The organism is Amycolatopsis sp. NPDC004747 (genome assembly GCF_053601335.1).
In genome coordinates this window covers 182,936-208,691 of record NZ_JBSGBQ010000007.1, presented here as the reverse complement: position 1 = coordinate 208,691, position 25,756 = coordinate 182,936, and the positions used below count along the sequence as shown (strand labels likewise).

The following is a 25,756-nucleotide window of genomic DNA, read 5'->3' as shown; positions in this document are numbered from 1 at the left end:
TCACGACGAGGTCGCGGGGCCGGTCAGGCAGAACTGCACCAGGGGACCGAACCGGCCGGCCAGTTCGTCGACCGACGCCGACGCGATCGGTTCGATCTTCATGATGTACCGCGCCACCGTCAGGCCGAGGATCTGGGCGTTGACCATCGCGGCCCGCAGCGCGGCGTCCGGCGTGCCGAGCATCGCGGCGAGGCGGTCGGTGATCTCGCGGTCGATGAACTCGCGCAGCAGCTCTTCGGACCGGGTGTCGGTCGGGGCCGATCTGGTCAGCATCACCAGCGGCGTGCGGCCGGACTTTTCGATGTTCTCCACCAGGGTCCGGACGATGCGCTCGCCGATCGTGTCGAGGCCGCCGGCGAAGATCGACTCGATGGCCGGGGGAACGTTGCCGGACATCTCCACGGCGGCGCCGAACAGGCCCTGCTTGGTGCCGAAGAAGTAGAACACCATCGCCGGGTCGACCTCCGCCGCGGCGGCGATCGTGCGCACGGTCGTGGCGCCGTAGCCGTGCCGGCCGAAAAGTTCGCGCGCGGCCTGGAGGATCCGCTGCTTGCTTTCCGCGCCGGACCGCCAGCGTCCGGGGCGGGCGTTGGTGCCTTCTCCTGTCATGACCACCGCAGCCTAGCACTCTTTCTTCACCAGTCGGTGGAGTTTCGCGCGGAACCGCCGTAGCGTGTTCTTCATCGAGTGGTGAAGAAAGGGAAGCCGAGATGAGGGTGGTCGTGATCGGTGCCGGCCTCGGCGGGCTGACGCTGGCGCACCTGCTCCGCCGGTCCGGGATCGATGTCGCGGTGTACGAGCGGGATGCCGTGGAGGGCCGCCCGCAGGGGGTGAGCCTGCACCTCGACGATCGCGGCCTGACGGCGCTGCGAGCGTGCCTGCCGCCGGCGCACGTCGCGATGGTCGAGGCCACCACGGGCGGGCCGCGCGAGCGGACGCTGACGCTGACGGAGGTGGCGGGGGAGCTCACCGCCGTGGGCTCGCAGCCCGCCGACGGCGAGGCCGGGCGGGCGCGGCCGGGCCGGCAGGTGCACCGGCCGTTGCTCCGGGCGGTGTTGCTGACGGGCTTGGCCGACGTGGTGCGGTTCGGGAAGGAGTTCACCGGGTTCGAGCGGCGCAGCGACGGCACGGTCCGGGTGCACTTCGCCGACGGCGGCGCGGACATCGCGGACGTCCTGGTCGGCGCGGACGGCGTCGGCTCGGCGGTGCGCCGCCGGTACCTGCCGGACGTGCGGGTGGCCGACACGGGACGGCGCATGATCATGGGCGCGACGCCGCTGAGTGCGGTGCTCGCCACCGGGGTGCCGGCGCTGATCGGCGACAGCCCGGCCGTCGTGCGGGTGGGCGGCACGACGACGGTGCTGGGCGTGCTGCGGTTCACCCGGCGGCCGTCGACCGCGCGGGAGGAGTTGTTGCCCGCGTTGAGTTCCCACGCCGTCGCCGGCGTCGAGGACTACGTCATGTGGGCCGTGCCCGGCCCGCGGGAGCTCGGCTCGCCGGCCACGGGGTGGCACCAGGACCTGGCCACGGACCTGCACCCGGTGTTGCGGCCGATCGTCGCCGGCGCGTGGCCGGCTGTCACGGCCGCGCTCCGGATCGGGACGATCCCGCCGGTGCCCGCCTGGCCCGCCGGTCCGGTCACGCTCATCGGCGACGCCATCCACCTGGCCCCGGGCTTCGGCGGCAACCTGGCGATGCGGGACGCGCACCGCCTCGGCGAGGCCCTCGTCGAGGCGGACCGCGGCCGGCGTCCCCTGCTCGAGGCGATCGGCGCCTACGAGGACACGATGCGGCGCACCAGCTTCCCGCCCGTCGCGGCGAAGGCCGGCGCATGAGCCTCGACGTGCTGACGCGGAAATCCCTGTCGTTGTTCGACGCGGTGGGCGGCTGGCGCACGGTCGCCGAGGCCGTCGCCTCCCGCGTGGTGTTCCTGATCGCCTACCTGCTGACCGGCCGGGTGTGGACGGCCGCGCTGATCGCGGTCGGCGGCGTGGCGGTGCTCGCGGTCGTGCGGGCGTGGACCGACCGGCGCTACTGGCCGGCGGCGATCGGGCTGGCCATCGTCGGCGCCTCGGCGCTGCTGGCCGGGGCCACCGGCCAGGCGATCGACTTCTATCTCCCGGCCGTGGTCACCCAGGCCGCGGAAGGGGCGGTGTTCCTGCTTTCCCTGCTGGTGGGGTGGCCGGCGGTCGGGGTGGTGCTGGGGGTGCTGCGCCGCGAGCGGCTCGGCCGCCGCCACGATCCGGCGGCCTGGCGGCGCTACCGGCTCTGCACGGCGGTGTTCGTGGTGAAGTGCACCCTCGCGACGGCGGTGCAGCTGCCGCTGTACCTGGCCGGGCAGACCACCGCACTCGCCATCGCCGCCACCCTGCTGGGAGGCGCGCCCTCGGCAGGGCTCTGTCTGTACCTGTGCTGGCGGATCCTCCGCACGGATTCGGTCGCCACGTCTTCCCCTGCACGTCCGGCTTCGCGCCGTGATGCCACCTGAACAGCAGGGCGGTGGCGCCCGCGCCGAGCGGGTCTGCGCTTACGCACCGGCCGGCCGCACGCAGAACTCGTTGCCGTCCGGATCGGCCAACACGACGGTGCTGTCGTCGCGGGTGCCGAGCCGGGTGGCGCCGAGGGAGAGCAGCGCGTCGACCGCCGCCGGCTGGTCGTCGTCGGTGGGGAGCAGTTCGAAGCGCTGCCGGTCCGGTGCCACGGGCGTGCCGTCCCAGGCGTCCCAGGCGATTTTCGTGCCGCCGTGCGGTGCCTGGATCGCGGTCTGCGCGCCTTGGTCCCACACGAGAGGCCACCCCAGGACCTTGCTCCAGAACAGGCCGAGCGTTCGGGTGCCGGCACAGGTGAGCTCGCCCAGCGGACCGCACCCGGCGAGATAGTCGTTGCCGGGCTCGATCACGCAGAACTCGTAGCCCGCCGGGCCGGCCAGGACGACGTGCGTCTCCTCGGGCCGCTGCCCGACATCGAGGTGGCGGCCACCGAGCTCGAGCGCCCTGGCCACGGTGCGCCGCTGGTCGTCGAGGTCGGTGCTGGTCAGGTGCAGGTGCATCCGGTTCGCGCCGAGCAGGCCGTCGCGGCCCGGTGCGAACCGGAGGCCGAGCTGGGCGTCCGCGCCGGGCAGGAGCAGGCCGCCGGCGTCCTCGACGACGTCCCGGCCGAGCAGGCCGGCCCAGAAGCGAGCCTGTGCGGCCGGGTTCTCCGCCTCGAAGGTCACCGCCAGCAGCCGCATCACCGAAACGTAGCCACCGGTTCCGCGAGGCGGCAAGCCAATATGGCGCCGGTGGGTCAGGGAGGACACATTGTGGCCGGCCGTGCGCGTAGCTCGCAGGCGCGTCAGCCGTCCCGGCGATTGATGTCCGGATTTTGCCATCTTGCGATGCAGCTCAGCCGGAGCAGTTGCCGGCGAAGTCAACGGGGCATTCGCGCACGGACATTCCCGACTGCCCGCGAGCGCCGGATCCGCCCGGTCGCACCGCCGGGTTGCGCCTTCTGCAGTTCGCCCGTGGTGCGCATCGGTCGATGGTCACACGGAGACTGTCACATTCGCCTGACCGGAAGGGCAGATTGACGGGCAGAATGCGGTATTCGTACCTATATCTCGATCAAGTATTCGTGCAGTTGTTCACCACGCCGGCACGGTGGATCTGGGACGGGCGATTCCCAAAACCAGGGTCATCCGCTCGGCACCGCCCGCGCGGCGAGTCACCCGGCCGACCGAGACCGCCACGTTTGTGCCGCCCCGAGCGCGATGCGGGCCAGGAGCACCGCGGCCCCGATGCCGGCGACCAGCCGGGCTCCGAGACCGTCGAGCCGGACGGCGAGCCAGCCGCCCGCAACCACACCGAGCGCGGCGAGCACGAAGTCGACGACCCACAGGGGTGTCAGGGCGACCAGGGCCATGTCAGCTCCGGTGTCCCCGCCCCGGCTCCGCCGCGCCAGGTAGAACCAGAGTGCGGTGGTGCCGGCGAACGCCACCCACGCCAGCCCGAGCATCACCCACAGCACCGCGGTCACCGGGCTTCCCCTGCCGCGCAACGAGACACACCGGAATTCATCGCGGTCCTCCCACTCGGGTCCCGACCAGGGTGAACTGTATCGGACACTCTGTCAAGACACCGTGTCCGAGAAGTGCTTGTCGTCGGCCACGGGCGTGAGGCGAGCCGGTTTCAGCAGAGGTCGAGGAAGACGAGGGTGCTCTCTTCGGTGGTGGCGTGCCCGGTTTCGATGAGATCGGCGGCACGGGCGAGGAACGCGGTGAGCGAGGGCGCTTTGGGCTCGTCCAGGACCGGCACGTTGGCGCGGAAGGCGACCTGGCCCGACGTGCCGCGTTCGCCGGGGTCGAGGTCCAGGAAGTAGCAGTCGCCCTCGAAGGCGAGGAACGGCAGCCAGGACGGTGACCACACGGTCCACCGGTAGTACGCGGGCTGCCGGACGGGCGTGGCCATTTCGCCGACGGCGTCGGTCAGCATGCGGTGCATCCCGATCATTTCGTCGATGGTCAGGAAGTGGTGGAAGTTGAGCGGGCCGTACAGTTGACCGGGATCGTCCTGGCCGGCCGAGACGCGGAGCAGAGCGCAGAGTTCGTCCGGGAGGGTGAGGCCGGTTTCGGTGGCGAGCCGGTCGAGGTCGTGTCCGGTGGCGCCGGGCAGGAAGGGCGCGGTCTCCGGGAGCAGCCGCTCGATGGTGTTCCGCAACCGCGTGAACTCGCGAACGGCCTGGTTCATGGCGGCCAGTCTGCCGGACGCCCTCGTGACACCGCTCCATGAGCGCCACCGCGGTGATAGATTCCGAGAGTCCGCCGGTCAGACCGATTCGGGGGAGTCACCAGGCGTTGGCCCAGCCGCCCGCTCCGCTTCGTGCCCGGATCCGTCTGCAGATCCTGGGGCGGGTCCGCCTGTGGCGTGACGGGGCCGAACTCGCCGTGGGGCCCCGCCAGCAGGCTGTTCTGCTGGCCGTGCTCCTCGCCCGGGTCGGGCAGCCGGTCGGCCGGGCGGAACTGATCGACCTGCTCTGGGGGCAGGAAGCACCGGCCAGCGCGCTCAACGTGATCCACAAGTACGTCGGCGCGTTGCGCCGGCTCCTCGAACCGGGCCTCACCGCCCGGGAAGCGGGGTCGTACCTCCAGCGGCGCGGCGACGGTTACGTGTTCGGCTGCGGCGCCGGCGAGCTGGACCTGCTCACGTTCCGGCGGCTCGTCGAGGAGGGACGCACAGCGGTTGCCGGCGGTGAACAGGAAGTCGCGCTCGACCGGTTCGTGGAAGCGCTTGCCCTGTGGCGGGGGCCGGCCGCCGACGGTCTCGAACAAGCGCCGGTTTTCGTCGCCCTCGATCGTGAGTTCTCCGACGCCTGCCTGGCGGCTTCGGAGCTGGCGGTACGCCGGCGCCGGCCGGAGCGGGTTCTTCCGGCGCTGCGCCTGGCCGCGTCGATGGCCCCGCTGGACGAAGCGGTGCACGCGGCGCTCGTCATCGGGCTGGCCGCCGGCGGCCACCGGGTCGAGGCTCTCGCCGTCTTCCGGGCCATCCGGGCCCGTCTCGCCGAGGAACTCGGCATCGATCCCGGAACGGCGCTGCGCACGGCCCATCGGCGTGCGCTGACCCAGACCCTTCCCACGGCGGCGGCCGACGACGGCGGCCGGAGCGCCCGAGCGGGCCTGGTCGGGCGGATCGGAGAACTGGCCGTGCTGCGGGAATCCCTCACGGCCGTGTTGGCGGGCGGAAGCGGGATCGTCGTGATCGAGGGCGAGCCCGGCGTGGGCAAGACGCGCCTGCTGCGAGCGGCGGCCGCCGAGTCGGAGCGGCGGGGCGCACTCGTGGTGTGGGGTTCGTGCCTGGAGGGCGGGGGAACGCCGTCGATGTGGCCGTGGCTGGAAGCGGTCCGGGCCATCCTCGAGAGCCTGCCCGCCGCCACGCGCAAGCCGTGGCTCGACGGTGAGCTCGGCCGCCTGATCGAGTCACGCGACGGCGGAAACGGTGGCCGGCCGCTGCCGGAGAGCGGCACCCAGTTCCGTCTGTTCGAGCAGGTGGTGGCCCTGGTCCGGGAGGTGGCGGAGCAACGTCCGGTGCAGATCGTCATCGACGACCTGCACTGGGCCGACACCGCTTCGCTGCAGCTGCTCGGTCACCTGGTCGCCCGGCCACCCAACCGGACGGTGATCGTCGCCGCGCTCCGCGATCGCGCCCCGGCACCCACCGCGGCGCTGTCGCGGACGCTGGCGGCGGTCAGCCGGATGCCGGAACACCGCCGCATCCGGCTCCGGACGTTCACCGTCGGCGAGGTGGCGGAGCTGGTCCACCGCGAGTCCGGCCGGGACCCCGGCGGGGCGGCCGCCGAGATCCACGCCCGTACCTCGGGCAACGCCTACCTCGTGGTGGAGCTGTCGCGACGGCTCGACGGCGTCTCGTCTTCCGCCGGGACCGTCCCGGCCACGGTCCGCGACGTGGTCAGGACGCGGACGGCCGGTCTGGACGAGACCGCCCTCGACCTGCTGCAGACCGCGGCGCTCATCGGACGGCAGGTCCGGCTGCGCTTACTGGCCGCCGCGCTGGAGCTCGACGTCCAGGCCTGCCTCGACCTGCTCGAACCCCTCGGATCGCTGGGGCTGGTCGAGCCGGTCCCGGATGATCCGTACACCTTCCGCTTCGCCCACGACCTCGTCCGGGAAGCCGTGGTGGCCGGCCTTCCGGTGGCGCGTTCGGCCGTCCTGCACCTCCGGATCGCGGACGCGCTCGAACGCGGGGGCGGGGCCGGCGAATCGGGTGCCGAGCAGCTCGCGCACCACCTGTGGGCCGCCGGCCCGCCGGCCGACCCGGTCCGCACGGCGACCGCGCTCGTGCGCGCCGGCCGGCACGCGGTGACCAAGTTCGCCTTCGAAGCCGCCGAGCGGCACCTGCACCGGGCGGCCCGCGTCGCCGTCGAGGCCGGCCGGGCGGAACTCGAGCTGTCCGCGGTCTCGCTGCTGGCCACGGTCTTCTGGAGCCAGCACGACTTCGTTCGCTCGTACGTCGAGATCCTGGAACGCGCCCGGCACCTCGCCGAGAACCTCGGCCGGACGACCCGGGCCGCCGAGTTCCTGCTGCTCCACCTGGCCCTGGCCACCAGCGGCGCTTGGCCCGAGCGTGTTCAGCTCGCCCGCCGGCTGTTCGAGCAGGGCGAGGCCGCCACCGACCCGGTACTGCGCTCGCTCGGAACCGCGGCATGGGGAATCCACCAATGGGATCTCGGCGACATCAACCAGTCGTTGCGGTACCTCCGGCAGAGCAGCAGGTCGCCGGTCGACGCCGGGCCCGCGCGAGAGCGGGATCAGCTGCCCCGTGAGGTACGGACGATCGGCCCGTTGCTGCAAGCCGTGGTGGAAACCATGCACGACGAGCCGGCCGCGGCCCGCGCGCTGCTCGACGACCAGGAAGCCGACGCGGGCGACGACCCGCAATCGATCACCGTCTGGGCCCATTTTTCCGCCATGGCGGCGGCCATGGCCGGCGATCTCGACCAGGCGGCGCGAGCCACCCGGCGGTGGATCGCCGCCGACCCGGGGCACCTCTTCCTCTCCGTCGACTCGTACCTGAGAATCACCTGGTGCTGGGTTCGTGCCCTGACCGGCCAAGATCCGGCGGGCGCCGCGGTCGAGGCCGAGCAGGTCCTGGTCACGACGCTGCTCGACCCGGTGCGGTTCGGCATCGCGTTCCACTACGGGCTGATCGTCGACATGTTTCTCGCCGCGGGGATGACCGAGCAGGCGCGGGCCGCCCTCGAGCGGGCCGAGTGGTTCCTCGAGGCGCACGGCCAGCGGTACGCGGAAGGCCTGCTCCTGCTGTTGCGGGCCCGGCTGCTCCACGCCGACGGCGAGCCCGACGCGGTCGTCCGGGCGGCGGCCGAGAAGGCCAGGACCCTGTCGGCCGAACGCGGTGCTCACCTGTTCGCCCGCCGGACCGACGAATTCCTGGCCGGGTTGGCGTGACCTTGTTGACGCGCAGTTGACGGGCAGTGGATCGCTCGCGGCGTTCGCTCACAAAGAATCGTGTCGGATCTCGTTGGATGCGGGGGGACCGCGACAGAGAGGAACGACGCGATGCCTACCATCACCACCTCCGACGGCGTGGACATCTACTACAAGGACTGGGGTACCGGCCGGCCGATCGTCTTCAGCCACGGCTGGCCGCTGTCGGCCGACGACTGGGACGCCCAGCTGATCTACTTCCTGCACCAGGGTTACCGCGTGATCGCGCACGACCGGCGTGGCCACGGCCGGTCGGCACAGACCGGCACCGGCAACGACATGGACCACTGGGTCGCCGACCTGGCGGCGCTGACCGAGCACCTGGATCTGCACGACGCGGTGCACATCGGGCATTCGACCGGCGGCGGCGAAGTCGCCCGGTACGTCGCCCGGTACCAGGACCGCGTGGCGAAAGCGGTACTGGTCGCCTCGCTGACGCCGAACATGGTGCAGACCGAGGACAACCCGGCCGGGCAGCCGCCGGAGTGGTTCGACGCGGTGCAGGCGGGCGTCCTGGGCAACCGTGCGGAGTTCTTCCGCGAGGTGCCGGAAGGCCCGTTCTACGGCTACAACCGGCCGGGTGCGGTGCCCTCGGAGGCGGTCATCGCGAACTGGTGGCGCCAGGCCATGGCCGGCAGCATCCAGGCCGCCTACGAGACGGTGTTCTCGTGGAAGGAGGACTACACCGAGGACCTCGAGCGGATCACGGTACCGGTCCTGGTGATGCACGGCGAGGACGACCAGATCGTGCCGTTCGGCAGTTCGGTGCCCCGGGCGGTCGAGCACCTGAAGAACGGAACGCTCAAGACGTACGCGGGATACCCGCACGGAATGCTGACCACGCACGCGGACGTCCTCAACCCGGACCTGCTCGCGTTCATCCAATCCTGACCCGACGCCGGGGAACGGCCTGTGATGGGTTCGGTCATGGGCCGTTCCGCTCGTCGTGTCGAAAGCGCCCGTCGATTCGGCGGTGTGCGCACGATCATCGGCATGAGCGCGCGTCGCGACGGTGCGCCCCGTGAGTCGGGACGCTAGATGTGGCGCCAGGTGTGTTCGGCGTCGAGAGAAGGGTGTTGGGGCGACAATCCGTTCTCGTCCAGGGCGTTGAAGATGTGGAGGTCGCCGCGGCTGGTCGCCAGCCAGAGGCCGGTTGTCAGCCAGGTCGCCTTGGTGCCGAGCGGTTCAGCGGCGTTCTCGGTCGCGAACCGAGATGAGGTCGCGGCTATCTGATCCACCGTCGCGTCCGCGATCGTCGCGAGTGCGGGGTGCGCTGCCTGCCGCCATTCCAGCGGCGACTCCACCCAGGCTTTCGGCGTGTCCGTCACGTCGATGGTGTTCCAGGTGATGGAGAGCTCGTCAAACTTCTCCCAGCACACTTCGAGTTGCGGTCCGTGATCCAGGCGCAGGACAACGGGCAGGTCGGCGAACCACTCATCGTGTTCGAGAGCCCAGACTGTCCATGTCTGGGCAATTCGATGTCCCGTCAGGGACCGCAGCCGTGCTGCTTGCCGGTCGAGTTGCTCGTCGGCGGGAAGGAAGGCAGGCACCCAACCCGAGACGCGAGGTCCTTCGGAGTCACAGACGAACGGTCCCACAGGCCGGTGGTCCGAGCAGCCCAGTTTCAGCACGATCAGCGGCAGAAGAGTGCGTTCTGGGGCTCCGCAAGCAGACGCTCGGCTAGGTTGCGAACTTGAGGTGACATCGGCGATTGACTGAGTCGATCAAGAGGGTGGCTCCCTAGCGCTTTGTTTCAGAGGTGGGTGGCGCCGGCGGAGGGCGGTCCCGCAAGGTTGCTCGGCTGATCGCCGGAGATCGCTGGGGCTCCCAGGCCGCTACGGGCGGTTGGCCTCCAGCACCAATACCGTCATGTCCAGAATCCGTTGGTAGTACTCGCGACCAGGAGCGTCCAGCTCCGGGAGGACCCGGATGAGTCGCCGTTCGCATTCGGCGAGGATTTTCCGACTCCGGTCGTCCAGGAGACACTGTTGCTCCAGCCAAGCGGAGATACAACCGGCGGGGTTTGCGTCGAGCATCACCAGGTCGATGCCTCCCACATCGGCACCCCGCCACCGGCTCGGGAACGGCGCCTGGCGATGGGCCTCGAAAAGTGTCCTGACTGCTGCCTGCCGATCCGTGAGATCCACCGGCTTCCCCCCTTGACTAGTACGAAGCGGTACGGGCGCATGAGCGTGCGGTCCCGACGGACAACCGATCAGCGGCACGAGCGACCATTGGTGTCAGTCGCCGCCCATGGCGTCCAGGAGCAGGTTGCCGGGCAGCGTGAGCAGTCGTCGGAGAAGCGGTCGGTCGAGCTCGATGGCGTGTTCGGTCGCTTGTGATGCCGCCAGGCAGAACCAGTCGGCCACGTAGCCGTGGTCGGTCAGCTGCCACAGGGTATCGGTCTTCGGCTCGAGCCGGTCGAGAAGCCAGTGAAGATGATCGGTGACTTCACCGTCGGGCACTCGGATGGCGTCCCACCCGGTCTCCGGCTTCGAATGCCTGAGATGGCTTCAGATCGAGAAGCCGAGTCACGGTCGCGGCGCTTCCGCCGTGATCGCCGGCGAGCCGAAACGTCGCCCCTGTCCGCACCCCCCATCGTGGCGCAGCAGGCCCTCCACCGCGAGGCAAATACGCACGAGCCGATCACGCTGTCTTCGGGCAGGACGCCCTGACGAACGACCTGGGACGGTTGCTCATGCCACGGCCCGGGGCGTGGGACGTTCGGACGGTAGCGCCGGCCGACCCGCCGCCTGCGGACGATCGACGCTCAGTGCCCCCTCGAACACGGGCTGCACCTGTCGGGTCAGGTCGCTGCCAAATTTCGCGAACGACGAGGCAACGCGGCCCGCTATATATCGTCTTCTGATATATGTGGACGCATGGCAGAGCGGAGCATGTCCGAGCAGGTGTTCTTGGTGCTAGTCGCGCTGGCGGACGAGCCTCGGCACGGCTACGGAGTCGTCCAGCGGGTACAGGAGCTGTCCGAGGGACGGGTGCGACTGCGGGTCGGCACCCTCTACGGTGTGCTGGACCGGCTGGTCGCCGACGGCTGGGCCGAGCACGACCGGGAGGAGATCCACCAGGGCAGGCTCCGGCGCTACTACCGGCTGACCGGGGCGGGCAGCACAGTACTGGCCGAGCAGACCCGGCGGCTGGCTGCGAACGTCGAAACCGCCAGCAAGGTGCTGCGGGCCCGTGGCCAGTGGCCCCAGGTGGGGGAGCTGCGGGCATGATCGACGCCGAGACCCGGTACCGCGCGCTGGTGCGGGTGCTCCCGGCCTGGTATCGCGCCGAACGCGGCGACGAGATGGTCGGCACCCTGCTCGACCTGCACGGTGAGCGGGCCCGCGCGGCACTCTGGACCGAGCTGTGGGCCCTGCTGGCTTTGGGTGTGCGGACGCGGCTCGCGGGCCGGGCGGCACCTGCCCGCACGGTCGCACTGGGTGACCTGGTGCGGGCGGGTGTGCTCCTCGGCCTGCTCTGGGGTGCGCTCAAGTCCGCCGGCCACGTCGGCAACGAGCTCCGGCTCGTGATCGAGCATCCTGGCGACGAGCTGTCCCCGCTCATGCACTCCGCGCTGAGGTCCTACCTGATCAGGCGCCTTGTCCTGCTGGCGGCCGGGCTGGTTCCGCTCGCTCTGTTGGTGGACGGGTGGCGTCGCGCGGCGCGGATCGCCGCCGGGGCGATTCTGGCCGCCGGGGCGCTCTGGGGCCTGACCAGGTACTCGCTCAGCCTCGGCCCGGATCTGGTCGTGAACTACGCCCCCCAGTGGCTTCCGCTGGTGCTGTTGCTGCTGGCCTTCCACGCCGACGCCCCGCTGCCGCCGGCGCGCCCGTGGTGGTGGACCATCGGCGGAAGCCTGGTCGCCGCCGTGACAACCGGGTACGTCTTCGCGTCCGGCGTCGGCAGGCTTGGCGGGCTGTCCCCGCTCCTCTGGCTGTGCACGATGGCCGGTGCCGGATACCTGCTGCTCCGGCGCCGCACCGAACCGCGCGCGGCGGCGTCGACACTGGCGCTCGCCGTGTGCCTCGCGCTGGTGGTGGCGCAGACCATGGTGGAGAAGCGCGGGTTCCATTTCCCTTTCGACGTGCTTGCGATCGCCCAAGTCAGTCTGGCCGGGCTGGTAGTGGTGGCCCTGACCGTCATCGGAATCCGTGACTACCGCCGGACCGTCGTGAATCACTGAGACTTCTCGGTACCTTCTATTCCCGGACAAGGATTTCTTGTGGACACCATTCCTGTCGCGGCATCGCGCGCCCTTTTGCCGTCGCTCGACGTGCCACGGTCGCGGGCGAGAATTCGCTGGAACGGCCTGCTTGCGCCGGTCACCGCGCTGATCATCGCGGTCCTGGGCTACCTCACTCGCTGGATCTGCGACGACGCGCTGATCTTCACCCGGATCGTCGCGCAGATCCTGTCCGGGAACGGCCCGGTCTATTCCGTGGGAGAACGCGCGGAAGCATCCACGAGCGCGCTCTGGCAATGGCTGCTCGCCCTCGCCGGATTCGTTTCCGGGAACACCGACACCTCGGCGATCTCCTGGATGCTCGGCCTGGCGCTGACCGCGGGCGGATTCGCCCTCGCGGTGGCCGCGACCCGGCGCCTGCACGACCGGCCCGGAACCTGGCTGCTGCCCGTCGGCGTCCTCGTCCTGCTCGCGCTGCACCCGGTCTGGCAGTACGCGACCTCGGGCCTGGAGACCGGGCTCAACACGTTCTGGATGGCGGCGTGCTGGTGGCTTCTGGTGCGGGCGCGGGGAAACACGTCGGGCAAGGCGATCACCGGCGCGGCACTGGTCATCGGGCTCGGCCCGCTCGTCCGGCCGGAACAGGCGCTGGTCGCCGCGGTGTTCCTGGTCGCGCTGTGGCTGCTGACGCGGCCGGGCCGACGGGTGACGCTCGCGGCAGCCGGGGCGGCGGCCGCGCTGCCGCTGGGGTACGAGATCTTCCGCACGGGCTACTACGGCGTCCTCGTCCCGATGCCCGCGATCACGAAGAACGCCGACGCGTCGAGGTGGGCCCGCGGCTTCACCTACCTCACCGACTTCGCGGACCCGTACCTGCTGTGGATCCCGCTGGTACCGGTCACGGTCGTGCTCGCGCGGCTCCTGCGGCGGACGCGCGCGGACCGGAGCGGCCTGCTGGTGACGCTGACCCCGGTGGTGGCGGGCCTGCTGCTCCTGGGGTACGTACTGAAGGTCGGCGGCGACTACATGCACGCGCGCATGCTGCTGCCGTCACTGTTCCTCGTGCTGCTGCCGGTCCTGGTCCTCCCACGTTCGCGGACCACGGGGGTGCTCACGCTGGTCGTCGTGGTGTGGGCGCCGCTGTGCGCGGGGCCGGCCCGGTACCGGGAGGAGCCCGCCGCGGTGCGCTCGATCGACGACGAACGCGCCTACTACCAAGCGTGGACCGGCCGCGAACACCCGACGGATTCCACGGACTTCACGCCGAGACAGCGGAACCTCCGAGACGCGGTGGCCGACGCGGTGGACTCCGGCAGGCGGGTGCTGGTTTACCAGGGACCGCACAACGAGATCCTCACCGCCCCGTTGCGCGCGGACCTGCCGGGGAAGGCGGCGGTGCTCGGTGTGTACCTCGGCACGGTCGGCATGCTGGCACCCGTCGACGTCGGGATCGTCGACTTCTGGGGGCTGAGCAACCCGATCGGCGCCCGGTTCGCCTTCCCGGAGGGCAAACCCGGTCATGCGAAACCGCTGGGCAACGCCTGGCTCGTCGCCGACTACGCGGCCCCGGAGGCACCGACCTCGCCCGCGGGCAACTTCGTCTTCCGCGACGAGGTCACGCCCGCGCAGGTGGCCGCCGCCCGGCACGCACTCGACTGCGGCGACCTCGCGGAAGTCCGACGTTCGACCCGCGAACCGCTGACGGTGAAGCGCTTCTGGGCCAACCTGACCGGCGCATGGCACCGGACCCAGGTCACCATTCCCCCGGATCCCTTCGACGCTGAGCGCAAATTCTGCGGACGACCGTGAACCGGGAGGGCGCAGCCGGGTCGGTAGTGCGGTTGACGGTGGTGTGTTCGGTGTGACAATGCGACCGTGCTTGCATCCTTCGGGGAGTCGTCGGACGTGGCTCGGGTGGTCTTGGTCGTCAGTGCCGGTGCCTTCGTGACGGGCGAGCTGGTGCAGGCGTTCCGCAGGCGTCGCGGCGCGCGGCTCGTTGATGTTCGCGCGGAGGTCGTCTTCAGGGTGATGTTCGTCGGTGCGATTCTGCTGTGGCCGATCGGCCGGGCGATCTTTCCGGCCGCGGGCATCGGCGGAGCATGGCTGTTCCCGCTCGGGGTGGTGATCGGGTGGTTCGGCCTGCTCCTGCGCTGGTGGTGCTTCGTCAGTCTGGGCAGGTACTTCACGGTGACGGTGCAGGCGAGCGAAGAGCAGCTCGTCGTGGAACGTGGTCCTTACCGGGTCTTGCGCCATCCGAGCTACACCGGTCTGCTGCTGGTCTTCTCCGGCGGCGGTCTGATCGCGGGCAACTGGGTCGGTGCTGCGGGCGCCGGCGCTGTGTTGCTGGTCGCCCTGATCCACCGCCTCCGCATCGAGGAACGCGCCCTCGAAGAGGTTCTGGGTGACCGCTACCGGCGGTTTGCCGCGAGCCGGGCTCGGCTCGTTCCCTTCGTGTGGTGACCGAACGCGGACAGCCACACGTCGTCCTCGGCGACCGCGAACTCCATGCGGGCACCCTACCCACCTACCCGGCGACCCCGCTGATCGCGGCAGGAGAGTGCGCCGGCGTTCGAGGCTCGAGCTGCGTCTTCTTCCCCCCGGTCGGATCGGTTCCGGTCGACCGTCACGCTCGACTCGTCCGCTGTGCGAACGCTGTCGTGCTGTGCCGGAAAAGTTCCCGGTATTCCTGGGGTGAGGTGCCGAGGTGCCGGTGGAATGCCGCTCGTACCGAGGAAGGCGCGCCGAGTCCGGTGAGGCGGCCGATTCGTTCCACGGGCAAGGTGGTCGTCTCCAGTAGTTCGCGTGCGCGGTCGATGCGGGCGTCGGCCAGCCAGGCCATGGGCGAGGTGTCGGTCTCCTCCCGGAACCGGCGGATGAGGGTCCGCCGGGACAGGTGGGCGCGTTTCGCGAGAGCGTCGATGGTGAGTTCCTCGGCGAGGTTGTCGAGCATCCAGTCCCGCAGCGGAGCGAGCTGGTCGCCGGTCGCGTCGGGGCGGAGCCGTTCGACGTACTGCGCCTGCCCGCCGGTGCGCCGCGGCGGGGCGACGAGGAAGCGTGCGTGGGTGTTGGCCGCGGCGGGGCCCCGGTCGCGGCGGATCAGGTGCAGGCAGAGGTCGATCCCCGCGGTCACCCCGGCCGAGCTGAGGATGTCGCCGTCGTCGACGTACATCCGGTCCGGCACGACCTGCACCTTCGGGTACTGCCGGCGGAGTTGAGCGGCGTACTGCCAGTGCGTGGTCGCCGGGCGTCCGTCGAGCAGGCCGGCCGCGGCGAGGGCGAAGACGCCGACGCAGATGGAGACGAGCCGGGCGCCGCGGTCGTGCGCCGCGCGCAGGGCGTCCAGGACGTCGGGTGCCGGCGGTGTGCCGATGTCCTGGTAGGCCAGGACGATCACGGTGCCGGCCCCGGTCAGCGTGTCGAGGCCGGCCGTGGCGGTGACGGTGAACCCGGCGCCCGGCACCGGTCCCGGGCCGCCTGCCGTGCACACGATCAGCTCGTAGTGCGGATCAGTCGCGAAGATCTGGGTCGCGATCCCGAATTCCAGCGCCGGCACGCCGGGCAGGACGAGGACCGCGACCCGGTGCCGGTCCGCTGACGTGTCCATGGCCCGATGATAGCGATGAATGGCACTCGGGCCACTGTTCGGTGCAGCGGCCGGCTCCTACGGTTCAGTACATGAACCTCGACGCACTTGCCTTGCCCAGCGGGCCACTGGCCGACGCGAGCCTCGCCCTGGCCCGGCAGTCGGAGAGCACGCCGGTCGCCGACCACAGCATCCGCAGCTTCCTGTTCGCCCGCCTCGTGGCCGAGCAGGAAGGCTCCGTGCACGACGCGGCCTACGAAGAGGATCTGCTCTTCGCCGCCTGCGTCATGCACGACCTGGGCCTGGGCACCCTCGCGGCGGGCAAGGCCCGGTTCGAGGTGGAGGGAGCGGACCTGGCCGCGTCGGTGCTGGCCGAGCACGACGTCCCGGCCGCGGACGTCGACCGGGTGTGGGAGGCGATCGCCCTGCACTCTTCCCTGGGCCTGGCCGACCGGCGCGGTCTGCTGACCTATCTCACGCACAAGGGCGTGTTCATCGACGCCGGTCGCTTCACCGACCTCGACGCCGACCGGGTGCGGCCGATCTACACCCGGTACCCGCGACCCGCCGGTGCTCGCTTCCTGCAGGACGCGATCGTCGAGCACGCAGCCCGCTCCGAGGCGGCGGCGCCGCCTTACTCGATCGCCGCCGAACTGCTTCGCCAACGACGTGCCGAGGCATGATCTCGTAGCCGTGAAGGGCAATGCCGGGAACCGGCGCAATCGGCCCCACGAAATCGCCGACGGGGCGTGGTCGGCTCGATCGGCACAGAGGTGACTCGCCGGGCCAGGGACCGGCTATCCGGTGGTGGTCGAGCTTCACCGGCCGGCGGCCCAGGGGATGGCGTTCACGGCTCGGGGCGTGCATGGTTGGGCGGGTGACGAGACACCCGCTTCTGCCGGACCTTCGGCATTCCCGGGCCGTGCTGGTCGGCTGTGACGACGGTGTGCCTCGGCGCCACGGCGGTCCCGAGAAGATGGCCACCCAGCTCGCCGAAGCGCTCACGGCGCCGAGCGCGACAGCGGCCTTCGACCCCGCGCACACCCAGGTGCTTCTGAGCCCCCGGCAGCCGAGTGAGGTGCTCGACGCCGTGTCGGTGGCCGCCGCGGCTGCCGGTGACACGTTGCTGTTCTACCTTGCCGCCAGAACGTCGCCCTACCGGCCGGTGCCCGGGGAAGTGCTGTCCGGCCCGAACCAGGCCGAAAACGTCGTGGGCAGTCTCGGCGAGATCGCCGGGATCATCGGTGGCGCCAAGGCCGTCCGGTCCGTCGTCGTGCTCGACGGGGTTGGCGCCGGGCCGTTCCGGGAGCATGCGCCGGCCTCGTTCGTGCTCGCCGGGTCCAGCTTCGGGCCGCCGAACGGTGACCAGCTGTGCCCGTTCACCCCGACCCTGGTCTCGGGTCTCGTGCACGGCGTACGAGAGGGCCCCGAGATGCTGGACTTGCTGACCCTCCGGAACGCCGTGGAGGCCGACTTCGACGAGGCGCGCCACTACGTCGAGGCCGACTGGGTCGTCGGCCCGGCCGGCCTCACCGTGCGCCACCCGCTCCGGTTCCGCATGGTGGCGTTGGGCGCCAACCCGGTTTTCGGTGAGGCCGGTCGCCGCCGCGGGGGCGGGCTGCTGCGCGACAAGGACGCCGTCGCCGAAGAGTACGACTGGTGACGTCGTCAGTCCCCGGTCAGGTTCGCCGACACCGTCCAGAGGTGTTCGGCGGTGGCCGGGTCGAGGGCCCATTCCTTCACCCCGTGCGGGTGGTCGGCCAGTTCGGCGTCGTCCGGGACTCGGTACGCTTCTTGCGCGTCGTCGAGGTAGTGACCGCCGGTGTGGGCGAACTGCGGTGCGATTGCCGCGACGACGCTCGTCGCCGCTCCCTGTCCGACCGTCTTGTAGGTGAAGATGCCCGCCGCTTCGGCCGCGGCAAGGGATTCCCTCTGGGCCGCGGTGAAGTTCCGCTGCAGCCCCGTCGCGACTCCGCCGGGGTTGACGGTGTTCGCGTAGATGCCATCGGCCGCCCAGCGGCGGGTTGCTTCCACCGCGAACAGTGAGTTCGCCGTTTTCGACTGGGCGTAGGCGATCTGGGGATCGTAGGCGCGGCGGGTGAAGTGCAGGTCGGCGAAGTCGACGCCGGCGCGCATGTGCGCGGTCGAGCTGACCGAGACGATCCGCGCCTCGCCGCGCTCGGCGGCGCCGCGGGCGAGCGCCGCGTGCAAGCCGGTCGCCAGGGCGAAGTGGCCGAGGTGGTTGGTCGCGAACTGCAGTTCCCAGCCTTCCGCGGTGTAGGCCGGTCCGCCGGTGACGATGCCCGCGTTGTTCACCAGCAGGTGCAAGGGCCCCACCCACTCGCGGGCGAACCGGCGGACGGATGTCCGGTCGGCGAGGTCGAGCCGGGCGACTCGCGAACGGGGTACCGCGGCGGTGGTGTTCCGGACGGCCAGGGTCACCTCCGCCCCAGCGGCAGCCAGTGCCCGCGCGGTTTCCGCACCGATCCCGGACGACGCCCCGGTGACGATCGCGCGGACACCGGAGAGGTCGACACCCGCCAGGACGTCGTCGGCCGTACTGGCGGCGGTGAACGGGGTGGTGATGAGCCGAGGTGAGGTCACTCGACGCACTATACAGACTAAGCCCATCTTGTATAGTGAGGTAGAGTTGCCGCATGGCCACTTCCGAAGCTCCGGACGCCGCCGAGTCCGGTCGCCGGGACGCGGTGCTCGAGTCGGCGCTGCTGACGTTCGCCCGGTACGGGTACCGCAAGACCTCCATGGAGGAAGTCGCGCGCACGGCCCGGATCTCCCGGCCGGGGCTGTACTTCCTGTTCGCGTCCAAACAGGACCTGTTTCGCACGGCGGTCACCCGGGCGATCGAGCGGGACCTCGCCGCGGCCGGGGAAATCCTCGCCGACACCGGAAAACCGGTGCAGGAAAGGCTGATCGGCGCGTTCGACCGCTGGGCCGGCCGCTACGTCGGGCCGATGAGCCGCGACCTGCCGGAGGTCATCGAACAGAACCCGGACCTGCTGGGGGCGATCACCCACGAGGCTCCGAAGCGTTTCGGAGAGCTCGTCGCCGCCGCGGTGGGTGGGGAGCGGGGTGTCGCGCAGACCTTGATCAGCGTGTCGGTGGGGTTGAAGCACCAGGTGGAGACGCGGGAGACGTACCTCGGCCGGATGGCAACCGCGATCGGCCTCCTCGTTCGCGCGTAGCCGTCCAGGAGCGAATCGTGGGCCGCCGTCGCGGAAGCCGCCGGTTCGTCCGTTCGACGGTGCACTTCCCGGTGGTTCGCCCACTAGGCTCCGCGTCCATGATCGAGGATCACGCGCCGGCCGATCCGGTCGCCTTGCGCCGTCCAGGCTATTCGGCTGACCTTTCCGGTGGTGTGGATCGGTTCTTCGAGCCTCGCCGCAGCCGGTGTCCGTGGTGCGGCTCCGAGGCGCTTCGCACCCGGCTGCGCACGACCGACCTGCTGCAGCACAAGCCGGGGCGGTTCGTGCTCGACGGCTGCCGGGACTGCGGGCACGTCTTCCAGAATCCCCGGCTGAATCCCATCGGGCTCGAGTTCTACTACCGGGACTGCTACGACGGGCTCGGGGAAAAGAACATGACCGGGATGTTCGAAAGCAACCGGGCGGGCTACCGCTCGCGGGCCGAGCTGGCCCGGGACGCCGGCGCGGCCGGGGAGTGGCTCGACGTCGGCATGGGGCACGGCCATTTCTGCCGGGAAGCCGCCGCGGTGCTGCCCGGTGTCGACTTCGACGGCCTCGACCTCGGCGAGGGAGTGGACCTGGCGCGCCGGCAGGGCTGGGTCCGCACCGGCTACCGGGGCCTGTTCGTGGACCTGGCCGAGGACCTCGCCGGGCGCTACGACGTCGTCAGCATGTACCACTACCTCGAACACACCGCGGACCCGCGGCGGGAGCTGGCGGCGGCGCTGACCGTCCTGCGGCCCGGCGGGCTGCTGGCGATCGAGCTGCCCGATCCGGACTGCCGCTGGGCGAAGCTGCTCGGCCGGTGGTGGATGCCGTGGCTGCAACCCCAGCACCTGAACCTGGTGCCGATCGGCAACCTCCGTGCCGCGCTCACCAGCCTCGGCTTCACCGTGGTCGCCGAGCAGCGGGCCGAGCCGCACGCCGCGATCGACGTGCTGGCCGCGTCGCTCATGGCGATCAACGCACTGACCATCGCCGGGGAGGACCTTCCGTGGCGCGGTTCCCCGCCGTCGCGGTGGCGGCGGATCCTGCGCAAGGCCACGTTCGTCCTGTGCGTGCCCGTGTTCGTGACGGCCTCGATCGTGGACCGGGTCGTCGCGCCGTGGGGACGGCGGCGCGGGTGGTCCAACGCGTACCGGGTGGTGGCCCGCCGGGCGCGAACCGTGGATTCGCCCGGCGCGGGGAGTTGAGGTCGCGTCATGCTGCTGGCCGGCAAGGTCGCCGTGATCACCGGAGCGAGCACCGGGATCGGCGCCGCGTCCGCGCGGCTGTTCGCCCGTGAAGGCGCGGCCGTGGTGCTGAGCGCGCGTTCGGCGGACAAGCTCGCCGCGCTGGCCGAGGAGATCCGGGCCGCGGGCGGGCAGGCCGCCGCGGTGGTCGCCGACGTCGCCCGGGACGCGGACTGCGCGGCGGTCGTCGCCGCGGCGGTCGAGCGGTTCGGGCGGCTCGACGTGGCTTTCAACAACGCCGGCATCGGCCCGGAGGGAACGCCGCTCGCGGACACGTCACCGGAGGCGTGGCAGGCGGCGCTCGCGATCAACCTCACCGGCGTCGCGCAGTGCCTGCGGCACGAAATCCGGGCGATGCGGGCGGGCGCCGGCGGCGCGATCGTCAACAACGCCAGCACGGCCGCGTTCTTCGGGACCGCGTTCTCCGCCGCCTACTCCGCGGCCAAGCACGGTGTGGTCGGGCTGTCGAAGGCGGCGGCCGCCGAATACGGGGCCTCGGGGATCCGGGTCAACGTCGTGAACCCCGGCGTCACCGAAACCCCGCAGACCGGGCCGTGGCTCGACTCGGTACCCGGCGAGCGCGACCGGGTCGCCGGGTGGAACGCGCTGAAGCGGCTGGCCCGCCCGGAGGAAGTGGCCGAGGCGGCGGCGTGGCTGCTGTCGGACCGCGCCTCGTTCGTGACCGGCGCGGAGCTGGCCGTGGACGGTGGTTACACGGCGATCGCGCCGTACGTCGGATGAGGTGGCCGCCTCCGGCAGCGGACAGCACTTACTTGAAGTCCCGCACGAATGGCCGTCCAGCCGCCGTTCGGCGCTTTACAGGCCTGCGGAAGGTGCCTACGGTGCGCTCGCACCCATCCGGCCGGTCCGCGCGACCACGGCTCAAGGAGGTCAGGTGTTCCGCAACCACAGACGCAGTACCCGCGCCACCGTCACGGTGCTCGCGGCGGCGGTCCTGCTCGCGGTTCCCGCGTTCACCGCCAGCAGCAGTGCCGATCCCGCCGCCACGCCCTGGCTGGACGCCCGCCGGCCGGTGCCGGCGCGGGTGGAGGCGCTGCTGCACGTGATGACGCTGCCCGAGAAGGTCGGCCAGATGGACCAGCAGCTGGTCAGCACGCTGACCGACCCGAACGGCACGACGTGCGGGAACAACGGCTTCAACCTGCCCAACCCCGACTGCATGCGGAAGGTCCTGATCGACGCGAACGTCGGCTCGATTCTCGCGGGCGGTACCGAGAACCCGGTCGACACCACCGGCAAGGGCGGTGTCGGCAACACCGGCTACGACTGGGCCACCGAGTACAACACCATCCAGCAGTTCGCGATCAAGAACTCGCGCCTGCACCTGCCGGTCGTGTTCGGCGTCGACGCGGTGCACGGCTTCGGCCACCCGTGGCAGGCGCCGCTGTTCCCGCAGTCGATCGGCATGGGCGCCACCTGGGACCCGGCGCTGGCCCAGGCCGGCGGCAAGGCGACCGCCGACGCCCTGCGCGCCACCGGCTGGACCTGGAACTTCGCCCCGGTCCAGGACATCGCGCGCGACAACCGGTGGGGCCGCACCTACGAGACGTGGGCCGAGCAACCGGCACTGGCGGCCGCGATGGGCGCCGCGAACATCAAGGGCATGCAGGCGCCCGGCAAGCGCGATGAGCTCAACGTCAGCGCGACGGTCAAGCACTTCGCCGGCTACTCGCAGTCGGTCAACGGCCACGACCGGGCCGAGGCGCTGCTCCCGATGAACTACCTCCAGACCACGATCCTGCCCCCGTACGCGGCCGGGATCGACGCGGGCGCCGGGACGGTGATGGTCAACTCCGGTTCGATCAACGGCGTTCCCGCCACCTCGTCGCACTACCTGCTGACCGACGTCCTGCGCAACCAGCTGCACTTCCAGGGCGTCGTGATCAGCGACTACCAGGACGTCACCGCGCTGCAGACCGCCTACCACGTCGCGGCGGACCTCCCGGGGGCCATCGCCGCCGCGGTGAACGCCGGCGTCGACATGAGCATGCAGGTCGCCGACCCGGCCGGGTGGCAGGCCGCGATCCTGCAGGCCGTCGACACCGGCAAGATCCCGCGCTGGCGGATCGACCAGGCCGTGCGCCGCATCCTCACCCTGAAGTTCCAGCTCGGCCTGTTCGACCAGCCGTGCGCGGCCGACCCGGCGAAACCGTGCGTCGACGCGAACGCCGCCGACGCCGCCGTCACCGCGGGCCGCGAACAGACGCTGAAGGCCGCGCGCGAGTCGATCACCCTGCTGCGCAACGAGAACAACGCGCTGCCGCTGCCGTCCGGCGCGAAGGTCGTGGTGACCGGCCCGAGCGCGGACTCGATGACCAACCAGCTCGGCGGCTGGAGCGTGAGCTGGCAGGGCGTGGCCGGTGCCGGGCACGTCTGCTGCATGGGCCCGGAGAACCAGATCCCGCCGGGCACCACCGTGCTGAACGGCATCCGGGCCGCGAACCCGGCCGCGGTCTACGCGCCGGACCAGGCCAGCGCCGTCGCGGCCGCGGCGGACACCAGTGCGTACGTCGCGGTGGTGGGGGAGAAGGCCTACGCGGAAGGGCTGGGCGACCACCCGGCGCCGGCCCTGGCGCCCGACCAGCAGGCGCTCATCTCCGCGCTGGAGGCGACCGGCAAGCCGGTGATCGTCGTGGTCGTCGCGGGCCGTCCGGTCGGGCTGGGCCCGGCGGAGAAGGCGAACGCGGTGCTGATGGCCTACCAGGGCAGCACCGAAGCCGGCACGGCGGTGGCGGACGTGCTGTTCGGCAAGGTGAACCCCGCGGGCAAGCTGCCGATCAGCTGGCCGTCCGACGCACTCGCCGTCGGCGCCGACTTCGCCGGCACGGCCCCGTCCCCGCTGGGCGATCAGCCGAAGTTCTTCGACCAGCTGCCCAGCACCGCGTCCGGGCCGGGCAACGCGTACAACCCGCAGTTCCCGTTCGGCTACGGCCTGTCGTACACGACGTTCACCCACACGAACCTGGCGGTGACGCCGAAGGTCGCGCGCGACGGCACCGCCACCGCGACGTTCACCGTCACCAACACCGGAACCCGTGCCGGCACGGACATCGTGCCGGTGTACGTGGCCCAGCCGGTGAGCCCGGTGGTCGTCCCGCCGCAACGGCTGGTCGGCTTCGCGCGGGTGACGCTCGACCCGGGCCGGTCCCAGGTCGTGCGGGTGTCCTTCCCGGCGGCGGCGCTGGCCGAAAGCGCGCCGGACGTCAACGCGGCCGGCCCGCCCGCCGTGGTGCCGGGCAGTTATGTGCTGCAGCTGAACAAGAACAGCACGACACCGTACGCGGTGGACGTGTCGGCGCCGTTCGCGATCCAGTAGCGCGGGACGGGCTGCGGGGCGACGCCGGCGCGTCGCCCCGCAGTCCGCCGCTGAGCCGGAAGGTCCATACCACTCCCGACTTATGGCCCTTACCCGGCGGCTCGCGAGTTGGTTGACTTCCCGGGTGAGGATCACGGGTGCGCTGCTCACCGTCCTGGTCGCCGCCGCCGGCGTCGTCGTTCCCGCCGCCCGGGCCGAGGCGGACCCGCCGTCCTTCGCCGGGCCGCTCAGCACCCGCGGCCGGTACATCGTCGACGCGCACGGGGACCGCTTCAAGCTGAAGGCCGCCAACTGGCACGGCGCAAGCGGGACGTGGACCGGCTCCGGCGACGTGACCGACCCGGCCAACCACCACGCGGGCGAGATCGCCTACCAGACCCCGCTCGGGCTGGACCGCGCGTCGATCGACACCGTCGTCGACGGGCTCGCGCAGCTCGGCCTCAACAGCGTCCGGCTGCAGTTCTCCAACGCGATGCTCCACGACACCCGGCCCGTCCCGGACCTGGCCGCCAACCCGGACCTGCACGGCCTGACGCCGCTGCAGGTCTACGACCGCGTCGTCGACCGGCTGACCGCGCGCGGGTTCGCCGTCATCCTCAACAACCACACCACGACGTCCCGCTGGTGCTGCGGGCTCGACGGCAACGAGCGCTGGAACACCGCGCAGACCGAGCAGCAGTGGCAGGACGACTGGCTGTTCATGGCGCGCCGCTACGCCGCCAACAAGCGCGTCGTCGGCGCCGACCTGTACAACGAGGTCCGCCGCAACACCTTCGACGACCCCAACTGGGGCTGGGGCAACGGCACCGACTGGCAGCGCGCGAGCCAGCAGGTCGCCGACCGCATCCTCACCGAGGCCAACCGGGACCTGCTGATCTTCGTCGAGGGCATCAACTGGACCGGGCTGCCGATCGACGGCTTCCCGCACGGACGGCCGACGCTGGAACCCGCCCGGACGCTGTCGCACACGCTCGTGGACTCGGGCAAGCTGGTCTATTCGGCGCACTTCTACGGCTACACCGGGCCGAACCACTCCGGCGCGACCGGCATCGGCGAAACGCACGACCCGCGCTACCGCGACCTTTCCCCGCAGGACCTTCGGGACACCCTTTACCGGCAGGCGTTCTTCGTCTCCGCCGACACCGGCAAGCACTACACCGCCCCGCTGTGGATCAGCGAGTTCGGCGAAGGCCGCAACACGACCGACCCGGCGTCGCGCGCCTTCTTCGAGAACTTCGTGGACTACCTGGCCGAGACGGACGCGGACTTCGCCTACTGGCCCGCGGTCGGCTTCCAGGCCAACGGCTCCGGCGACGGCTGGGCCCTGCTCGAATACGACCCGGCGGGACGCCGCATCGACGTGCTCGACGGCACGGACTGGCGCGGCCCGGCGTGGCGGCGGCTGATCTCCGCCCCCGCCCGGACCGGGCCGGTCCCGGCAGCCGAGCGCTGGTCGATGCTGAACCTCGACTACGCCGACTTCCAGGAGTCGCGCCAGGTCCGCGCACTGCCGGACTGGAACTCCGGCGCCCGCAAGGGTGTCTGCCCCGACGGCCAGCGGCTCGCCGGGCTGGCCCACACCGGCAACCGCGGCCTGTGCACCGGGACATTCGCCGCGCCGGCCGGGTACGTGGTCGTGCGCGACGAGACCTACGTCGACACCGACTGGGCCTCCGGCTACACCAAGACGCAGTGCCCGCCCGGCCACGCCGTGGTCGGGTACAGCGTCCAGGGCGCGGCCTTCTCGGCGGTGCTGTGCGGCCGGTCGGTGGAACCGCTGGGCCGCACGGGCCGCACGGTGTGGTTCGACCGCGGCGACAACCGGCCCTCCGGCGGCCCCGGCGGCGACTTCGCGACCGGGAACTACAAGGGCCAGTGCGCGCCGGGGGAGTACGTCGCAGGCGTCGCCTACACCGGCCGGATCGGTTCGAGCCGGACGCCGGACGCGCTGCTCTGCCGGGCCCTCGGGTCCTGACGCCGACCCGATCGATCGGTCACGGCTCCGGCGCGGTGGAGCGCAGCCGGGCCCGGGTCTGGCGCCGGCGCTGCTCGGCGCGCTGCCGGGCGGCCCGCGCTTCCGCGTACGCCCGTTCGGCGTTCGCGGCCAGCCGGTCCGCCCGCTGCTCCAGGCGGTCGGCGTTGGCCACGGCGCGGGCGATGTATTCGGCGCGGTCGTCGCGCAGCCGGGCAGCGTCGTCCTCGGCTTCTTCGCGCAT

25 protein-coding genes are annotated in these 25,756 nt (G+C 71.4%); 15 read left to right on the top strand and 10 right to left on the bottom strand.

The window, feature by feature from the left end; genetic code table 11:
- Positions 1–609, bottom strand: coding sequence for a TetR/AcrR family transcriptional regulator (locus ACWEGE_RS13895; protein ID WP_449660798.1), 609 nt, complete (start codon positions 607–609; stop codon positions 1–3).
- 101 nt (positions 610–710) lie between these two features.
- On the opposite strand from ACWEGE_RS13895, the gene ACWEGE_RS13890 reads away from it, so the two are divergent.
- Both ACWEGE_RS13890 and ACWEGE_RS13885 read left to right on the top strand, forming a co-directional pair.
- Positions 711–1,835 (top strand): FAD-dependent oxidoreductase, encoded by a 1,125-nt coding sequence (locus ACWEGE_RS13890; protein WP_449660797.1) that lies wholly within the window; start codon positions 711–713, stop codon positions 1,833–1,835.
- Positions 1,832–2,488, top strand: coding sequence for a DUF3159 domain-containing protein (locus ACWEGE_RS13885; protein WP_449660796.1), 657 nt, complete (start codon positions 1,832–1,834; stop codon positions 2,486–2,488). The genes ACWEGE_RS13890 and ACWEGE_RS13885 overlap by 4 nt, the downstream gene beginning before the upstream one ends.
- Positions 2,489–2,527: 39 nt before the next feature.
- Here ACWEGE_RS13885 and ACWEGE_RS13880 read toward each other — a convergent pair whose 3' ends face one another.
- From ACWEGE_RS13880 to ACWEGE_RS13870, 3 genes are all read right to left on the bottom strand, one after another.
- Positions 2,528–3,229 (bottom strand): VOC family protein, encoded by a 702-nt coding sequence (locus ACWEGE_RS13880; RefSeq protein WP_449660795.1) that lies wholly within the window; start codon positions 3,227–3,229, stop codon positions 2,528–2,530.
- 473 nt (positions 3,230–3,702) lie between these two features.
- Positions 3,703–4,014: a hypothetical protein gene (locus tag ACWEGE_RS13875; RefSeq protein WP_449660794.1), complete on the bottom strand. Its 312-nt coding sequence runs from the start codon at positions 4,012–4,014 to the stop codon at positions 3,703–3,705.
- Positions 4,015–4,166: 152 nt separating this feature from the next.
- Complete coding sequence (locus tag ACWEGE_RS13870; protein ID WP_449660793.1) at positions 4,167–4,724, bottom strand: SMI1/KNR4 family protein; 558 nt, start codon at positions 4,722–4,724, stop codon at positions 4,167–4,169.
- A gap of 107 nt (positions 4,725–4,831) precedes the next feature.
- Between ACWEGE_RS13870 and ACWEGE_RS13865 the strand changes: the two genes are divergently transcribed.
- Both ACWEGE_RS13865 and ACWEGE_RS13860 read left to right on the top strand, forming a co-directional pair.
- On the top strand, positions 4,832–7,957 hold the full coding sequence (locus ACWEGE_RS13865; protein WP_449660792.1) for an ATP-binding protein: 3,126 nt from the start codon (positions 4,832–4,834) through the stop codon (positions 7,955–7,957).
- A 111-nt stretch (positions 7,958–8,068) separates the two neighbouring features.
- On the top strand, positions 8,069–8,887 hold the full coding sequence (locus tag ACWEGE_RS13860; protein WP_449660791.1) for an alpha/beta fold hydrolase: 819 nt from the start codon (positions 8,069–8,071) through the stop codon (positions 8,885–8,887).
- 143 nt (positions 8,888–9,030) lie between these two features.
- On the opposite strand, the gene ACWEGE_RS13855 is transcribed toward ACWEGE_RS13860, so the two are convergent.
- The 3 genes from ACWEGE_RS13855 to ACWEGE_RS13845 form a co-directional block, all read right to left on the bottom strand.
- Positions 9,031–9,627 carry a hypothetical protein gene (locus ACWEGE_RS13855; protein WP_449660790.1) on the bottom strand — a complete coding sequence of 199 codons (597 nt, stop codon included), beginning with the start codon at positions 9,625–9,627 and terminating at the stop codon, positions 9,031–9,033.
- 204 nt (positions 9,628–9,831) lie between these two features.
- Positions 9,832–10,143 carry a hypothetical protein gene (locus tag ACWEGE_RS13850; RefSeq protein WP_449660789.1) on the bottom strand — a complete coding sequence of 104 codons (312 nt, stop codon included), beginning with the start codon at positions 10,141–10,143 and terminating at the stop codon, positions 9,832–9,834.
- A 93-nt stretch (positions 10,144–10,236) separates the two neighbouring features.
- The gene (locus tag ACWEGE_RS13845) at positions 10,237–10,461 is read right to left on the bottom strand and encodes a DUF4279 domain-containing protein (RefSeq protein ID WP_449660788.1); all 225 of its coding nucleotides are present in this window, start codon (positions 10,459–10,461) and stop codon (positions 10,237–10,239) included.
- Between the two features lie 417 nt (positions 10,462–10,878).
- Between ACWEGE_RS13845 and ACWEGE_RS13840 the strand changes: the two genes are divergently transcribed.
- From ACWEGE_RS13840 to ACWEGE_RS13825, 4 genes are all read left to right on the top strand, one after another.
- Positions 10,879–11,232 carry a PadR family transcriptional regulator gene (locus ACWEGE_RS13840; protein ID WP_449660787.1) on the top strand — a complete coding sequence of 118 codons (354 nt, stop codon included), beginning with the start codon at positions 10,879–10,881 and terminating at the stop codon, positions 11,230–11,232.
- Entirely contained in the window at positions 11,229–12,185 is a 957-nt protein-coding gene (locus ACWEGE_RS13835; protein ID WP_449660786.1) for a hypothetical protein, read from the top strand. Before ACWEGE_RS13840 ends, ACWEGE_RS13835 begins: the two co-directional genes overlap by 4 nt.
- A 39-nt stretch (positions 12,186–12,224) precedes the next feature.
- Positions 12,225–13,994 (top strand): hypothetical protein, encoded by a 1,770-nt coding sequence (locus ACWEGE_RS13830; RefSeq protein WP_449660785.1) that lies wholly within the window; start codon positions 12,225–12,227, stop codon positions 13,992–13,994.
- A gap of 66 nt (positions 13,995–14,060) precedes the next feature.
- Positions 14,061–14,645, top strand: coding sequence for a methyltransferase family protein (locus tag ACWEGE_RS13825; protein ID WP_449660784.1), 585 nt, complete (start codon positions 14,061–14,063; stop codon positions 14,643–14,645).
- Between the two features lie 163 nt (positions 14,646–14,808).
- Here the strand turns inward: ACWEGE_RS13825 and ACWEGE_RS13820 are convergent, their stop codons facing one another.
- On the bottom strand, positions 14,809–15,789 hold the full coding sequence (locus tag ACWEGE_RS13820; RefSeq protein WP_449660783.1) for a GlxA family transcriptional regulator: 981 nt from the start codon (positions 15,787–15,789) through the stop codon (positions 14,809–14,811).
- Positions 15,790–15,860: 71 nt separating this feature from the next.
- Between ACWEGE_RS13820 and ACWEGE_RS13815 the strand changes: the two genes are divergently transcribed.
- Both ACWEGE_RS13815 and ACWEGE_RS13810 read left to right on the top strand, forming a co-directional pair.
- Entirely contained in the window at positions 15,861–16,451 is a 591-nt protein-coding gene (locus ACWEGE_RS13815) for an HD domain-containing protein (RefSeq protein ID WP_449660782.1), read from the top strand.
- 194 nt (positions 16,452–16,645) lie between these two features.
- On the top strand, positions 16,646–17,431 hold the full coding sequence (locus tag ACWEGE_RS13810; protein WP_449660781.1) for a hypothetical protein: 786 nt from the start codon (positions 16,646–16,648) through the stop codon (positions 17,429–17,431).
- A 5-nt stretch (positions 17,432–17,436) separates the two neighbouring features.
- Here the strand turns inward: ACWEGE_RS13810 and ACWEGE_RS13805 are convergent, their stop codons facing one another.
- Positions 17,437–18,372, bottom strand: a complete 936-nt coding sequence (locus ACWEGE_RS13805) for an SDR family NAD(P)-dependent oxidoreductase (protein WP_449660780.1) — start codon at positions 18,370–18,372, stop codon at positions 17,437–17,439.
- Positions 18,373–18,425: 53 nt separating this feature from the next.
- On the opposite strand from ACWEGE_RS13805, the gene ACWEGE_RS13800 reads away from it, so the two are divergent.
- The 5 genes from ACWEGE_RS13800 to ACWEGE_RS13780 all read left to right on the top strand — a co-directional run bounded on the left by ACWEGE_RS13800 (position 18,426) and on the right by ACWEGE_RS13780 (position 25,515).
- A complete protein-coding gene (locus tag ACWEGE_RS13800) occupies positions 18,426–18,971 on the top strand; it encodes a TetR/AcrR family transcriptional regulator (protein WP_449660779.1) in 546 nt (181 codons plus the stop codon).
- 98 nt (positions 18,972–19,069) lie between these two features.
- Complete coding sequence (locus ACWEGE_RS13795; RefSeq protein ID WP_449660778.1) at positions 19,070–20,164, top strand: class I SAM-dependent methyltransferase; 1,095 nt, start codon at positions 19,070–19,072, stop codon at positions 20,162–20,164.
- Positions 20,165–20,173: 9 nt separating this feature from the next.
- Positions 20,174–20,944 (top strand): SDR family NAD(P)-dependent oxidoreductase, encoded by a 771-nt coding sequence (locus tag ACWEGE_RS13790; RefSeq protein ID WP_449660777.1) that lies wholly within the window; start codon positions 20,174–20,176, stop codon positions 20,942–20,944.
- Positions 20,945–21,098: 154 nt separating this feature from the next.
- Positions 21,099–23,540, top strand: coding sequence for a glycoside hydrolase family 3 N-terminal domain-containing protein (locus tag ACWEGE_RS13785; protein WP_449660776.1), 2,442 nt, complete (start codon positions 21,099–21,101; stop codon positions 23,538–23,540).
- A 124-nt stretch (positions 23,541–23,664) separates the two neighbouring features.
- Entirely contained in the window at positions 23,665–25,515 is a 1,851-nt protein-coding gene (locus tag ACWEGE_RS13780; protein ID WP_449660775.1) for a glycoside hydrolase family 5 protein, read from the top strand.
- Positions 25,516–25,534: 19 nt separating this feature from the next.
- Here the strand turns inward: ACWEGE_RS13780 and ACWEGE_RS13775 are convergent, their stop codons facing one another.
- On the bottom strand, positions 25,535–25,756 hold the full coding sequence (locus tag ACWEGE_RS13775) for a hypothetical protein (protein WP_449660774.1): 222 nt from the start codon (positions 25,754–25,756) through the stop codon (positions 25,535–25,537).

What these genes read in the sequence shown, in the direction of transcription:
- ACWEGE_RS13895 (WP_449660798.1), bottom strand. Translation starts at nt 609, where the DNA reads ATGACAGGAGAAGGCACCAACGCCCGCCCCGGACGCTGGCGGTCCGGC.
- ACWEGE_RS13890 (WP_449660797.1), top strand. Translation starts at nt 711, where the DNA reads ATGAGGGTGGTCGTGATCGGTGCCGGCCTCGGCGGGCTGACGCTGGCG.
- ACWEGE_RS13885 (WP_449660796.1), top strand. Translation starts at nt 1,832, where the DNA reads ATGAGCCTCGACGTGCTGACGCGGAAATCCCTGTCGTTGTTCGACGCG.
- ACWEGE_RS13880 (WP_449660795.1), bottom strand. Translation starts at nt 3,229, where the DNA reads ATGCGGCTGCTGGCGGTGACCTTCGAGGCGGAGAACCCGGCCGCACAG.
- ACWEGE_RS13870 (WP_449660793.1), bottom strand. Translation starts at nt 4,724, where the DNA reads ATGAACCAGGCCGTTCGCGAGTTCACGCGGTTGCGGAACACCATCGAG.
- ACWEGE_RS13860 (WP_449660791.1), top strand. Translation starts at nt 8,069, where the DNA reads ATGCCTACCATCACCACCTCCGACGGCGTGGACATCTACTACAAGGAC.
- ACWEGE_RS13840 (WP_449660787.1), top strand. Translation starts at nt 10,879, where the DNA reads ATGGCAGAGCGGAGCATGTCCGAGCAGGTGTTCTTGGTGCTAGTCGCG.
- ACWEGE_RS13835 (WP_449660786.1), top strand. Translation starts at nt 11,229, where the DNA reads ATGATCGACGCCGAGACCCGGTACCGCGCGCTGGTGCGGGTGCTCCCG.
- ACWEGE_RS13820 (WP_449660783.1), bottom strand. Translation starts at nt 15,789, where the DNA reads ATGGACACGTCAGCGGACCGGCACCGGGTCGCGGTCCTCGTCCTGCCC.
- ACWEGE_RS13815 (WP_449660782.1), top strand. Translation starts at nt 15,861, where the DNA reads ATGAACCTCGACGCACTTGCCTTGCCCAGCGGGCCACTGGCCGACGCG.
- ACWEGE_RS13800 (WP_449660779.1), top strand. Translation starts at nt 18,426, where the DNA reads ATGGCCACTTCCGAAGCTCCGGACGCCGCCGAGTCCGGTCGCCGGGAC.
- ACWEGE_RS13795 (WP_449660778.1), top strand. Translation starts at nt 19,070, where the DNA reads ATGATCGAGGATCACGCGCCGGCCGATCCGGTCGCCTTGCGCCGTCCA.
- ACWEGE_RS13790 (WP_449660777.1), top strand. Translation starts at nt 20,174, where the DNA reads ATGCTGCTGGCCGGCAAGGTCGCCGTGATCACCGGAGCGAGCACCGGG.
- ACWEGE_RS13775 (WP_449660774.1), bottom strand. Translation starts at nt 25,756, where the DNA reads ATGCGCGAAGAAGCCGAGGACGACGCTGCCCGGCTGCGCGACGACCGC.